Annotated in this window: 7 protein-coding genes and 1 riboswitch; of the genes, 5 read left to right on the plus strand and 2 right to left on the minus strand. The window is 70.5% G+C overall.

From position 1 onward, the window contains the following. Positions 1-147 precede the first annotated feature (147 nt). Positions 148-1,401, plus strand: a complete 1,254-nt coding sequence (locus AB0I77_RS11120; protein WP_363282164.1) for an inorganic phosphate transporter — start codon at positions 148-150, stop codon at positions 1,399-1,401. Positions 1,402-1,475: 74 nt separating this feature from the next. Continuing rightward, on the plus strand, positions 1,476-1,697 hold the full coding sequence (locus AB0I77_RS11125) for a hypothetical protein (RefSeq protein WP_363282165.1): 222 nt from the start codon (positions 1,476-1,478) through the stop codon (positions 1,695-1,697). 40 nt (positions 1,698-1,737) lie between these two features. Here the strand turns inward: AB0I77_RS11125 and AB0I77_RS11130 are convergent, their stop codons facing one another. Further along, a complete protein-coding gene (locus AB0I77_RS11130; RefSeq protein ID WP_363282166.1) occupies positions 1,738-6,027 on the minus strand; it encodes a serine protease in 4,290 nt (1,429 codons plus the stop codon). Next, positions 6,008-6,352: a CU044_2847 family protein gene (locus tag AB0I77_RS11135; RefSeq protein WP_363282398.1), complete on the minus strand. Its 345-nt coding sequence runs from the start codon at positions 6,350-6,352 to the stop codon at positions 6,008-6,010. Before AB0I77_RS11135 ends, AB0I77_RS11130 begins: the two co-directional genes overlap by 20 nt. A gap of 224 nt (positions 6,353-6,576) precedes the next feature. Then, a riboswitch (cobalamin riboswitch) is annotated at positions 6,577-6,719 on the plus strand. Between the two features lie 97 nt (positions 6,720-6,816). Between AB0I77_RS11135 and AB0I77_RS11140 the strand changes: the two genes are divergently transcribed. The 3 genes from AB0I77_RS11140 to cobN are packed head-to-tail and all read left to right on the plus strand — an operon-like array spanning position 6,817 to position 12,913. After that, entirely contained in the window at positions 6,817-7,758 is a 942-nt protein-coding gene (locus AB0I77_RS11140) for a cobalamin biosynthesis protein (RefSeq protein WP_363282167.1), read from the plus strand. Next, positions 7,755-9,263: a cobyric acid synthase gene (locus AB0I77_RS11145; protein WP_363282168.1), complete on the plus strand. Its 1,509-nt coding sequence runs from the start codon at positions 7,755-7,757 to the stop codon at positions 9,261-9,263. The genes AB0I77_RS11140 and AB0I77_RS11145 overlap by 4 nt, the downstream gene beginning before the upstream one ends. After that, positions 9,260-12,913 carry a cobaltochelatase subunit CobN gene (gene cobN / locus AB0I77_RS11150; RefSeq protein ID WP_363282169.1) on the plus strand — a complete coding sequence of 1,218 codons (3,654 nt, stop codon included), beginning with the start codon at positions 9,260-9,262 and terminating at the stop codon, positions 12,911-12,913. The genes AB0I77_RS11145 and cobN overlap by 4 nt, the downstream gene beginning before the upstream one ends. Positions 12,914-12,937 lie beyond the last annotated feature (24 nt).

Genomic DNA, 12,937 nt, shown 5'->3' on the forward strand with positions numbered 1-12,937 from the left:
GGCGCCCGGGCCGCACGGAGCGGGCGGGGTACAGCGGTGCCAGAACCGTCGACTCCGGACACCGTGCGGCCTGCCCCAGTTCATCTTCCGTTCACTCAGGTTACCTACGTTCGTCCGGCCAATGACCTCGAACGATTGCCTGGGTAAATGGAAAACTTCTCGCTGATCCTCGCGATTGTGGTCGTAACCGCACTCGCGTTCGATTTCACGAACGGTTTCCACGACACCGCCAACGCGATGGCCACCACCATCTCGACCGGTGCCCTCAAGCCCAAGGTCGCGGTGGCCATGTCCGCCGTACTGAACCTTGTAGGCGCCTTCCTCTCCGTGGAGGTCGCCAACACGATCTCCAAGGGTCTCGTCGATGAGACCGGCATCCGTCCCGAGGTCATTTTCGCCGCCCTGGTCGGCGCGATCCTCTGGAACCTGCTGACCTGGCTGGTCGGGCTTCCGTCCAGTTCCTCGCACGCCCTCATGGGCGGTCTGATCGGCGCCACCATCGCCTCGGCCGGTATGGGCGCGGTGCACGGTGACGCCCTGGTCACCAAGGTGCTGATCCCGGCGATCGCGGCCCCGCTGGTCGCGGGCCTGGCGGCGATGTTCGCCACCCGCCTGTCCTACTCCCTCGGCAAGAAGGCCGACGGCAAGGCCGCCGCGAAGGGCTACCGCACCGGCCAGATCGCCTCCGCCGGACTGGTCTCCCTGGCCCACGGCACCAACGACGCGCAGAAGACGATGGGCATCATCACCCTCGCCCTGGTCGCCGGCGGCGCCGTCGCCCCCGACTCCGACCCGCCCACCTGGGTCATCCTCTCGGCGGGCCTGGCCATCGCGCTCGGCACCTACCTCGGCGGCTGGCGCATCATCCGCACCATGGGCAAGGGCCTGACCGAGCTCCAACCGCAGCAGGGCTTCGCCGCCCAGACCAGCGCGGCGACGGTCATCCTGGCCTCCTCCCACCTCGGCTTCTCCCTCTCCACCACGCACTCGGTCTCCGGTTCGGTGATGGGCGCGGGCCTGGGCCGCAAGGGCGGTGTGGTCCGCTGGTCCACGGCGACCCGCATGTTCGTGGCCTGGGGCCTGACCCTGCCCGCCGCGGCACTGGTCGGCGCGCTGGCGGAGTACGTGACGGGCTTCGGCACATGGGGCACGGCCCTGGTCGCCGTCTTCCTGATCGGCTCCAGCGTGGCCATCTGGAAGCTCTCCCGGCGCGAGGTCGTGGACGCCTCGAACGTCAACGAGCCGGGCGAGACCGCGGCGCCGGCCGGCGTGGTGACCGCGGCGATCGCCACCGTGACGCCGCCGCCGCCCGCCGGCACGGCGGCCGAGGACCTCATGGCCACGATCCCGGCCTCGTCGTCCGCGACCAACGACCCGACGCCTTCACAGGCCACCGTCTGAACCCCAGCACCCAGTTACTCAGCCACTCAGCCACTCAGCTACTCAGCCACTCAGCTACTCAAGGAAGAAGCGACATGAAGATCGACTGGGCAGCTCTCGGCTCCGTCTTCGGCGTCAGCCTCGTGGTCACCGTGGGCCTGGTGGCCGTGTTCACGCTCGGCATCGTGGGGCTGTCCCGCCAGGAGCGGGCGGCGGCGCGGGGCGGCTCCGCGGCCTTCGCGGTCACGGGCGCGTACGCGTGCTTCGCCGCGTGTGCGGCGGCGGTGGGGTACGGGATCTACTTGATCGTGGCCTGAGGGCTCGCGCGCATTTCCTCGCCCGTTCTGCTCGGCCGCCTCACGGGTGGTGCGGGCAGGGCGGGCTCTTTTCCGCGTCCGGTGGGAACTTGAGCGTGGTCAGGAGGGATGTCCAGGCGCCCGGAGGGAGCGGGGGAAGCAGCCCGCAGACCTCGGCGGCGGTGGTACGGCCTGCGACGTGGTCGAGGTCGTAGGTGACGGGGCCCAGGGGGGTCTCGCCCCGAAGGAGATGCCCGTCGAAGCCCCATGTCCAGGCGAAGTCGGAGGCGTAGAGCTTGACCGGGTCGCCTCCGCTGTCCTTCCAGAGCTGGGCCTTGCCGTCGTCCGAGGACAGTACGAGGAAGCCCTGCTCGTCGTAGGCATACACCCCCGCGATTTCGTTCGTGACGGGCGTGGGTTCCTTCTCTCCGATCCGCCACACTGAGACGCCTGCCTCGGTGGTCACCGCGACCGCGCGTCCGTCAGACCGGAACACCGCCGCTCGTCCTGTCGCCGTGTACTCCGCCAAGGGGCTGAAGACCTTCTCGTCGATCTTCTTCACGCTGCCGTCGCGCCGCAGTTCCCGCAGCTCCGCGGTTCCGTCGGCCCTCAACACGAGGAACTGCGCGGGATGGTCCGGGCGCCCCACAGCCGTGACGCACGCGCGGTAACTCGTCGCCGAGGTCCACGCGCAACTCCCGTTGTCCAAGCGCCGGACATCGCCTGTCGCACCGTCGATCCGGGCCAGTCCCTTGCCATCGAGCAACAGGAAATCCTTCTTTCCGAAGCGCTGTACGGACTTGATGCTCATGTCACTGTCGGGTCTCGGCGTGTCGCTCGCGGAAGACGGTGATTTCTCGTTCTTGGACGTGAAATCGGCCGTGGTGCGCAGATTCCAGCCGTATTCGCTCCACTCGACGAAGCTCAAGCCGTCCTCGCTGACGACAACGTCGCTCAACCGGTCTGAGTCCGCTTTGTGGATCCGGCGACCCCGCTCGTCGAGAACCGCCTCGTAGACGGCTTCCTCTTCCCCTTCTTCGATCTGGATGCTGGTCAGGGCCACAAGCATGGTGCCCCGGGCGAGACGGTCCACCGCAGAGGTGCCGGTGGATCCTCCCCACCCGAGCGGGTAGACCGTCCTACGCATATCGAACGCCAGCACGTCACGGCCGAGTACCGCATGGGCGAGAACTTTCTTGCCCACGTGTGTCATCACCGTGCCTTCGCCGTCGGCGGTGCCCCAGGGAAGGACCGCTGAACGGCGCAGGCCAGTAATCGGGTCCTGCATGACCAGCCGCAGCGCGTCGGGGTCACCGTCCATGTTGATGTTGCCGGCATCCATGGTCAGGTACCGACCGGTGGCGTCGGTACTGAATTCCTCGGACCACTGCCCCTTGGACTTCCGGTTGTCCGAAGCGGGCAGTCGGGACTGCCACAGCAGCCCGTTCCTCGCCTTCGTCCCCATGACTCGGCCACCGGCACCGAGCGTCGCGCCACCCAAGTCCCACTGCTCCTTGTCGATCCGTCCTGTCGACAGCTCCACCGAACGAACCGCGTAAGTCGTCTCCGTGTCGCCACTCCGATCCGTCGTCACGTTGTCGGCCACCACTGTCAGATGATCAGGCTCCGCGGATCGCAGGCCGATATCTGACAAGCATTCCCCCGCCTCCATCACCTCGTCGGGCGGCGACATTCCCTGTCCTTTCATGGCCTTCGGTTCGACCTTCACCGCGCGCACCCAGGGCTTCAGGTCGGTCCCCTCGCACACCGAGGGGACGATGGACGATTCGACGTGATGCAACAGCCAGGTCCCGTCCGCCGAGAAGTCCAGCTTGTCGGTGATATCCGCGAAGTCGCCCTTCCCCCACTTCCACGACAGGGGCTTCTTTTCCGGCTCCCCGTTCTCGATGTGCCATACCCGCACATCCCCGTATCCCGCCGCCGCGGCGACCTTCGTCCCGTCGTCACTGACGGCCACGGAGTCCATCGATACCGGGGGCCGGGGCAGTTCCCGGGCCTTCGGAGCTCCTCGGTCCAATCCCGTCACGACATACGCCCGCGTCCCGCGCGGGCGGGCTTTCAGCACCGCCATCACCCGACCGTCCGCGGCTGCGGCGACCCCCCTCACCTCCCCTTCCGGAAGGATCCGATGGACGGACACCAGCGAGCTCAACGGCCACGCATGCCGCATCAACGCCGCCTCCGTCTCCGGCAGATCACTCGTGTGATGCGCCGCCGCGGCCAACAGCGCGGCGTCGACGGGTTCGTCGAGCGCCCGGTCGGCGGCGTATTCGACCAGCGCCCTCGCGGCCTCGTTCTTCTTGTCCTGGTTCTCGTCGCGCTGCAGGCCGTACAGGAAATAGCCGAGTGAACCGGCCAGCAGCGCCAGACACGCGACCAGAGCGACCCCCGTACGGCCCCGCCGCACCGAGCGACGGCGGTGCTGTCGGCTGAGGCGGATGAACTCCGTTTCAGCGGTGGAGAGTTCGGCTGGCCGCAGCGCAGCCGACGTCCGCGCGGCCGACAGCTCCCGGCCGCGCAGCAGCAGGTCCGGGTGCTGGTCCGCCTCCTCCCACTCCCGCAGCCGCCCGCGCAGCTTCTCGTGCCAGGTCAGGAACGCCCGTGATGCGTCCAGCCAGTCCCGCAGGGTCGGCCACTGCCGCACCAGCGCCTCGTGTGCCAGCGCGACGGTCTCCTTCCCGGAACTGTCACGGGCGATGACGAGGAGCCGGGTGTTCGCCAACGCCTGGGCGGTGGTGCGGAGTTCCGGCGAAAGCTGGTCGAAGCCGCGAGCCGCGCGAGCGTACTCCCTGCCCTTCACCGGGCGCACCAGGCATTCGAAAAGGCGGCGGGCTACGGCCGGTTCCGGACCGCCGGGTGCCTTGCAGACCTGGGCCAGCTGGTGGTCGGCGTACCGGGCCAGCGCTCCTTCGACACCGCCGATCTCCCGGTACGCCGCATGGGTGAGACGGCTGTGCTCCTGTCGCTCCCACAGCTCCGCGAGCGCGAACTCCACCAGGGGCAGGGCGCCCGGTTCGCCGCCCGCTTCGGCCACGACCAGTTCGGCCAGGCCCGGTTCGAACTCCACTCCGGGAATGGCGTCGATCGGGCGCCGCACCACCTCGTCCAGTTGTCCGGACGTCATCGGCGCGATCATCTGGACCGTCCCGCTGAGCGCCTCCGCACGGCCTCCAGTGACGAGTTCCTCCAGGGAGGCCGAGCGCAGGGTCGCCAGTACGCACAGACGGCGGCCGGCCGGGTGGACGGCGCGGGCCATCGGGAGCAGCACATCCAGCAGCGCCCGGGCGTCGGCCGGGCGGGCACCCACCGTCTCCTCGAACTGGTCGAGGAGGATGACGTGGCCTGCCGTACCGGCGTGTTCGAGGATGCGGGCGCCGAGCAGGGTGGCCGCGTCCGGGTCGCCGCCGAGGTGTCGTGCGAGGTGCCGTACGGGAGGGAACTGGTCGCCGAGGGCCTCCGCCAGGGTGCGTACGGGGTCGGTGTCCGGCTGGCCGACGAAGTCCGTGACGGTGTGGCCCGCGGAGCGGAGCAGGGGCAGCACGCCGGCGCGCACCAGCGAGGACTTGCCCACTCCCGACGCCCCGGCCACCGGCACGAAGGGGTGGTCGCGGAGAGCGGCGGTGATGCGTTCGCTGTCCGCCCGGCGGGCGTAGAAGACCGCCGCGTCCTGCTCCCGGAAGGGTTCCAGGCCGCGGAACGGGCAGACCCGCAGCGACGGGTCGAGCCCGAGCAGCAGGGCGGCGGGGATCAGGTACGCAGTCGTCGCCCCGGTGCCGACGTCCGCGGCCACCGTCATGCCGACGACCCCGCCCTGCTCGGTGTCCCACACCGGCGCTCCGCTGAACCCCTGTTCGACGGCCGTCCCGTGGGACTCCATGGAGGTCCAGCCCTTGCCGACGGGCGCCCGGAGCCGGCCGTGCGCCCACACCCCGTGGTCCTCGGTCCGGGACGGGAAGCCCAGCACCCGGAACGGGTGGTCCCACACGGCCGTACCGCCCGCGAACCGGACCGGAGCGGTCCCCGGCACCGCCGCGTTCAGGGTCAGCAGAGCGATGTCGCCGCCGCCGTCTCCGGTCACCGGACGCCACTGGGTCACGGTGGCCCTCAGCCGGGAGGAGGGCGGGGTCAGCAGGGGGAAGTCGACGGCCACGGGAGCGGTGGGCGGCACCGGGTCCGCCTCGCCGGTGCCGAGCGCGTCCGCGACGACGTGCGCGCACGTGCACAGGGTGCGCTCCGCGATCAGAAAGCCGCAGCCGGCGACCTGCCCGTCCGCGCTCCAGAACCGTGCGATACCCCGCGGGAGTTCGTCATCAGGAGCGGTCGTCGCCATCACGCTGCCCCGGGATGACGGACTCGTCCGGATTCGCCCACTGCATACTCACCGTGAAGTGCGCCTCGGTCGCCCCCCGCGCCACCACGACCCCCGCCTCCGCGCTGAGCGTGATCCCGAACTCGACGGTCACCGATCCGGGCGGTCTCGGCAACGCGCGGGCGCCGTCGACCACCGCGCCGAGCGCGGGCCGCACTCGGGCGAGGGCCTGCTGGAGGGTCTCGGCCGCACCCGCGACCACTGCGCCGCGCGACACACGCCGCACCCCGGCCGGCCCGTCCCCGGCCACCTCCAGCAGCACGATCTGACCGTCGTCGAGGAGCATCTCGCCCACGTACGCCACCGTGCGTCCCCTCCCGCATCCACCGCGCCCCCGTATGAGGCATGGGTGATATTGCAGGCGCTCACGTTCCGCGTTCACAAGCGGGTTCGTCGAATGCCGCCCGTGGAGGGGAATTCCGTTCAAGCAGGTCCCGTCGGCCGCCCCGCCGTGCTAGCGATGTGGGCCTCAGCACACTCCGCTCTCGCAGGTCAACAGCAAGTTGACGGCCCTTCCAACCCCGTGGTGGACTGCCGGAGCCAATACGGCGGCAGGAGAGGAAGCCGGTGCGAATCCGGCGCGGTCCCGCCACTGTCACCGGGGTAGGAAGCCCCGGGAGCCAGGAACTCTCGCCGCCGGTCTCGTCGAACCAGGGCGTGGACACCCTGAGTGAGGACATATCGCCATGTGCGGCTGCCTGTTGAGGTTCACCACCAGCACCCTGTCTGTGACAGCGGTCGGCTGAGTCCATGCGTGCCGATCGCGTCTTCGCGTACGGCGCCGCCGCCGGCCTCCTCGGTGACCTGCTCCTCGGCGATCCACGCCGCGGGCATCCGGTCGCCGCGTTCGGGCGGGCCGCGGGTGCCGTGGAGCGGGTGTTGTGGCGGGACCACCGGGGGTGGGGCGCGCTGCATGCCCTCGTGTGCGCGGGTGGTGCCATGGCGCTCGGCGCCGTCGCCTCTCGTGCCGTACGGACGTCCCCTGCCGCCTCCGTCGCGCTGACCGGTGCCGCCACCTGGGCCGTCGTGGGCGGGACTTCGCTTGCCCGGGAGGCGCGTGGCATCGGGGGTGCGCTGGAGGCGGGGGACATCGAGGCCGCCCGGGCGCGGCTGCCGCGGTTGTGCGGGCGGGATCCGCAGGCCCTTGATGCCGATGGGATCGCTCGGGCTGTGGTGGAGTCCGTTGCTGAGAACACGTCCGATGCGGTGGTCGGGGCGCTGGTGTGGGGGGCCGTAGCCGGCGTACCCGGGCTGCTCGGGTTCCGGGCCGTGAACACCCTTGACGCCATGGTCGGGCACAAGTCGCCCCGGTATCGGCGGTACGGGTGGGCCTCCGCCCGGCTCGACGACCTCGCCGGGTGGCCGGGAGCGCGGCTGACCGCCGTACTGAGCGCGGTGGCGGGTCCGGATCCGCGCGGGGCCGTGCGGGCCTGGCGGGCGGACGCGGCGAAGCATCCGAGTCCCAACGCCGGGCCCGTGGAGGCGTCGTTCGCGGGGGCGCTCGGGGTACGGCTGGGCGGGACGTTGTCGTACGGCGGGCGGGTGGAGCATCGCCCGGTGCTGAACGGAGCGGGCCGCGCCGTCACCACAAAGGATGTCGAACGGGCCGTACGACTCTCGCAACGCGTCAGTTGGCTCGCTCTCGGCGGGTGCGTGGCCGCACGGCTTCTCACGAAGGGGCGTACCTCATGAACGGCGGTCTCCTCGTCGCCGGTACCACCTCCGACGCCGGCAAGAGTGTCGTCACCGCCGGGATCTGCCGGTGGCTGGTGCGGCAGGGGGTCAAGGTCGCTCCCTTCAAGGCGCAGAACATGTCCCTGAATTCGTTCGTGACGCGGGAGGGCGCCGAGATCGGGCGGGCGCAGGCCATGCAGGCGCAGGCCTGCCGGGTCGAGCCCACCGCGCTGATGAATCCCGTGCTGCTCAAGCCGGGGGGCGAGCAGAGCAGTCAGGTCGTGCTCATGGGGAAGCCCGTGGGTGAGATGAGTGCCCGTGGCTATCACGGCGGGCGGCAGCAGCGGCTGCTCGGGACCGTTCTCGACTGTCTCGCCGAATTGCGGGGCACGTATGACGCGGTGATCTGTGAGGGGGCCGGCAGTCCTGCCGAGATCAATCTGCGGCGGACCGACATCGTGAACATGGGCGTGGCGCGCAATGCGCGGCTGCCCGTGCTCGTGGTCGGTGACATCGACCGCGGCGGGGTGTTCGCCTCCTTCTTCGGGACCGTCGCGCTCTTGTCGCCCGAGGACCAGGAACTTGTCGCCGGGTTTCTGGTCAACAAGTTCCGCGGGGATGTCAGCCTGCTGGAACCAGGGTTGGAGATGCTGCACGGGCTCACCGGGCGGCGGACGTACGGCGTGCTGCCCTTCCGGCACGGGCTCGGCATCGACGAGGAGGACGGGCTGCGCGTGTCTCTGCGGGGGACGGTGCGGGAGTCGAACACCGCCCCGCCCGTCGGCGAGGACGTGCTGCGGGTCGCCGTCTGTGCCGTTCCCCTCATGTCCAACTTCACCGACGTGGACGCGCTGGCCGCCGAACCGGGTGTCGTCGTGCGGTTCGTGGACCGGCCGGAGGAACTGGCCGACGCCGATCTGGTGGTGATTCCGGGGACGCGGGGTACGGTCCGCGCACTGGAGTGGCTGCGGGAGCGGGGGCTGGCCGACGCCCTCGTCCGCAGAGCCGCCGAGCAAAGGCCCGTCCTCGGCGTCTGCGGTGGCTTCCAGATCCTCGGCGAGCACATCGAGGACGAGGTCGAGAGCCGGCAGGGTCGTGTGGAGGGGCTCGGGATCCTTCCCGTCCGGGTGCGGTTCGCCCGCGAGAAGACCCTCACCCGGCCCGTCGGCGAGGCCCTCGGCGAGCGCGTCGAGGGGTACGAGATTCATCACGGGGTCGCCGACATCAGCGGCGGACTTCCCTTCCTGGACGGCTGCCGGGTCGGGCAGAGTTGGGGCACCCACTGGCACGGCTCACTGGAGTCGGACGGGTTCCGGCGGGCGTTCCTGCGCGAGGTGGCCGCCGCCGCGGGCCGCCGTTTCGTGCCGGCCGCCGACACGTCGTTCGCCGCGCTGCGCGAGGAGCAACTCGACCGGCTCGGCGACCTGATCGAACAGCACGCGGACACGGACGCGCTGTGGCGGCTCATCGAGTCGGGCGCGCCGCAAGGACTGCCTTTCATTCCACCGGGAGCGCCCGCATGAGCACAGTGTTGTTGTTGTCGACCGCCGACACGGACCTGCTGGCGGCGCGTGCCGCCTCCGGTGCCTCGTTCCGGATCGGCAATCCGACCCGGGTGGACGTGGCGGCGGATCTGCCCGCGCTCCTCGAGGGCGCGGACATCGCCGTCGTACGGCTGCTGGGCGGCAAGCGCGCCTGGGAGGACGGGCTCGCCGCCCTCAAGGCGTCCGGGATTCCGACCGTGCTGCTCGGCGGGGAGAGCGTGCCCGACGCGGAGCTCATGGCCGAGTCGTCCGTGCCCGCGGGGGTCGTGGCAGAGGCGCTGCGGTATCTCGTCGAGGGCGGCCCGGAGAACCTGACTGAATTGTCCCGCTTCCTCTCGGACACCGTGCTGCTGACGGGCGAGGGGTTCGTCGAGCCGCGGAAGATGCCCGAGTACGGCGTCCATGGCTCGCCCGCGCCGCAAGAGGGGCGCCCGACCATCGGCGTGCTCTTCTACCGTGCGCACGAGCTGTCCGGCAACACCGCCTTCATCGACACGCTGTGCGACGCGATCGAGGCGCACGGCGCCAACGCCCTTCCCGTCTACTGCGGTTCGCTGCGCGGCGCCGAGGAAGGCCTGTACGACATCCTCGGCCGGGCCGACGCCCTGATCGCCACCGTCCTCGCCGCCGGCGGCACGCACGCCTCGCAGGCGTCGGCGGGCGGTGCCGAGGAGGCCTGGGACATCGGAGCGCTGGCCGACCTCGACATCCCCGTGCTGCAAGGGCTCTGCCTGACGTCGTCCAAGAGCGCCTGGGACGAGTCCAGCGCCGCCCTCTCCCCCATGGACGCGGCGATGCAGGTCGCCATCCCGGAGTTCGACGGGCGGCTCATCACGGTTCCCTTCTCCTTCAAGGAGCAGGGTCCGGACGATGTTCCGGTCTACGTCGCCGACCCGGAGCGGGCCGCGCGGGTCGCCGGGATCGCCGTACGGCACGCGCGGTTGAGGCACAAGCCGAACCACGACAAGAAGCTCGCGCTCGTCTTCACCGCCTACCCGACCAAGCACTCGCGCGTCGGCAACGCGGTGGGACTGGACACGCCCGCTTCGGCGGTACGGGTGCTGGACGCGCTGCTAGACGCCGGGTACGGCGTCACCGAATACCCCTCCGGCGGCGACGAGTTGATCCACCGGCTCATCAACGCCGGCGGTCACGACGTCGAGTGGCTGACGGAGGAGCAGCTGGCCTCCGCGCCCGCGCGCGTGCCGCTCTCCGACTACCGGGCCTGGTTCGACAAGCTCGACCCCGGGCTGCGGGACTCGATGCTGGAGGCATGGGGCGAACCGCCCGGCAGCCTGTACGTCGACGGGGACGACATCGTGCTCGCCTCCCTCCAGTTCGGGAACGTCGTCGTGATGATCCAGCCGCCGCGCGGCTTCGGGGAGAACCCGATCGCGATCTACCACGACCCCGACATGCCGCCGTCGCACCACTACATGGCGGCGTACCGGTGGCTGGAGCATTCGTTCGGCGCGGACGCCATCGTGCACATGGGCAAGCACGGCACGATGGAGTGGCTGCCGGGCAAGGGGCTCGGGCTCAGCGGCGGTTGTGCACCGGACGCCGTGCTGGGTGATCTGCCGCTCGTCTACCCCTTCATCGTCAACGATCCCGGTGAGGGCACCCAGGCCAAGCGGCGCGGGCACGCCACGGTCGTCGACCACCTCGTGCCGCCGATGGCCCGTGCCGACACCTACGGCGACCTGGCCAAGCTGGAGCAGCTCCTCGACGAGTACGCGCTCGTCTCCGACCTGGACCCGACCAAGGCGCCGGCCGTGCGCGCGCAGATCTGGACGCTGGTCAAGGCGGCCGAGCTGCACCACGACCTGCATGTGGACGACCAGCCGGATGACGACGCGTTCGACGAGTTCGTCATGCACATCGACGGCTATCTGTGCGAGATCAAGGACGTGCAGATCCGGGACGGGCTGCACATCCTGGGCGGCGGGCCGGTCGGCGAGCCGCGCGTCAACCTGGTGCTCGCCGTGCTGCGCGCCTCGCAGGTGTGGGGCGGGCAGGCGAACGCGTTGCCGGGGCTCAGGGCCTGTCTGGCGGGTCATTTCGGGCTCGTGGAGAAGGAGTTGCTCGCCGAGCCGGGGGCGCCGGCGAAGGTGCCGGTGGAGCTGACGGAGCTGGTCGAGGGTCCGGCCCGGACGGCCGCCGATGCCATCGACCTGCTGGAGCAGTTGTGCCGGCGGATCGCGGAGGGCATGGAGGAGCGCGGCTGGGCGGTCGCCGAGAGTGCGCCGCTGGTGAGTGAGGTGCTGGGGACCGAACTCCCCGATGCCGTCCGGGTGGTGGAGTTCGCCTGTGCCGAGGTCGTGCCGCGCCTGGAGAAGACCACCGACGAGATCGGGCACATCCTCAAGGCGCTGGACGGCGGTTACGTCCCGGCGGGTCCGTCCGGCTCGCCGACCCGTGGGCTGGTCAACGTCCTGCCGACCGGCCGCAACTTCTACTCCGTCGATCCCAAGGCCATTCCGTCCCGGCTGAGTTGGGAGGTCGGGCAGTCGCTCGCCGACTCGCTGGTGCAGCGGTACCTGGCCGACACCGGGGAGTATCCGAAGTCGGTCGGCCTGACGGTGTGGGGTACGTCCGCGATGCGCACCCAGGGCGACGACATCGCCGAGATCCTGGCGCTGCTGGGGTGCCGGCCGGTGTGGGACGACGCGTCGAGGCGGGTGACCGGGTTCGAGGTCGTGCCGGTGGAGGAGCTGGGCCGGCCTCGCATCGATGTCACGGTCCGGATCTCCGGGTTCTTCCGGGACGCGTTCCCGCACGTGGTCGGGCTGATCGACGACGCGGTGCGGGCGGTGGCCGCGCTGGATGAGCCGGCCGAGTCGAACTTCGTGCGGGCGCACGTGGACGAGGATGCCGCTGAGCACGGGGACCGGCGGCGGGCTACGGCTCGTATCTTCGGGTCCAAGCCGGGGGCTTACGGGGCGGGGTTGCTGCCGTTGATCGATGCGCGGAACTGGCGGTCGGATGCGGATCTGGCCGAGGTGTACGCGGTGTGGGGCGGCTATGCGTACGGGCGGGGGCTCGACGGGCGGGCGGCTCGGGGGGACATGGAGACGGCGTTCAAGCGGATCGCGGTGGCGGCGAAGAACGTCGACACGAGGGAACACGATCTTGTCGACGCGGACGACTATTTCCAGTACCACGGCGGCATGGTCGCGATGGTGCGGCATCTGACGGGGGCGAGCCCCGAGGCGTACGTGGGGGATTCGGCGACCCCGGATCAGGTGAAGACGCGGACGCTGGGCGAGGAGACGCACCGGGTTTTCCGCGCCCGCGTGGTCAACCCGCGCTGGATGGCGGCGATGCGGCGGCACGGCTACAAGGGTGCCTTCGAGATGGCGGCGACCGTGGACTACCTGTTCGGGTACGACGCCACGGCCGGGGTCGTGGACGACTGGATGTACGAGAAGCTCAGCGCGGAGTACGTCTTCGATCCGGAGAACCAGGACTTCATGAAGCGATCGAATCCCTGGGCGCTGAGGGGCATCACCGAGCGCCTGCTGGAGGCGGCTGACCGAGGGCTCTGGGCGGAGCCGGACCAGGAGACCCTGGACCGGCTCCGAGCGACCTACCTCGAGCTCGAGGGCGATCTGGAGGGAGACGCGTGATCTCCCTGGAAACCCCCGCAGCGG

This window comes from Streptomyces sp. NPDC050619, from assembly GCF_040654815.1.
In the GTDB taxonomy this organism is placed as follows: domain Bacteria; phylum Actinomycetota; class Actinomycetes; order Streptomycetales; family Streptomycetaceae; genus Streptomyces.

Excerpts from the sequence above, each read along its gene's own strand:
- AB0I77_RS11120 (WP_363282164.1), top strand. The coding sequence starts at position 148 with ATGGAAAACTTCTCGCTGATCCTCGCGATTGTGGTCGTAACCGCACTC.
- AB0I77_RS11125 (WP_363282165.1), top strand. The coding sequence starts at position 1,476 with ATGAAGATCGACTGGGCAGCTCTCGGCTCCGTCTTCGGCGTCAGCCTC.
- AB0I77_RS11130 (WP_363282166.1), bottom strand. The coding sequence starts at position 6,027 with ATGGCGACGACCGCTCCTGATGACGAACTCCCGCGGGGTATCGCACGG.
- AB0I77_RS11135 (WP_363282398.1), bottom strand. The coding sequence starts at position 6,352 with ATGCTCCTCGACGACGGTCAGATCGTGCTGCTGGAGGTGGCCGGGGAC.
- AB0I77_RS11140 (WP_363282167.1), top strand. The coding sequence starts at position 6,817 with ATGCGTGCCGATCGCGTCTTCGCGTACGGCGCCGCCGCCGGCCTCCTC.
- AB0I77_RS11145 (WP_363282168.1), top strand. The coding sequence starts at position 7,755 with ATGAACGGCGGTCTCCTCGTCGCCGGTACCACCTCCGACGCCGGCAAG.
- cobN (WP_363282169.1), top strand. The coding sequence starts at position 9,260 with ATGAGCACAGTGTTGTTGTTGTCGACCGCCGACACGGACCTGCTGGCG.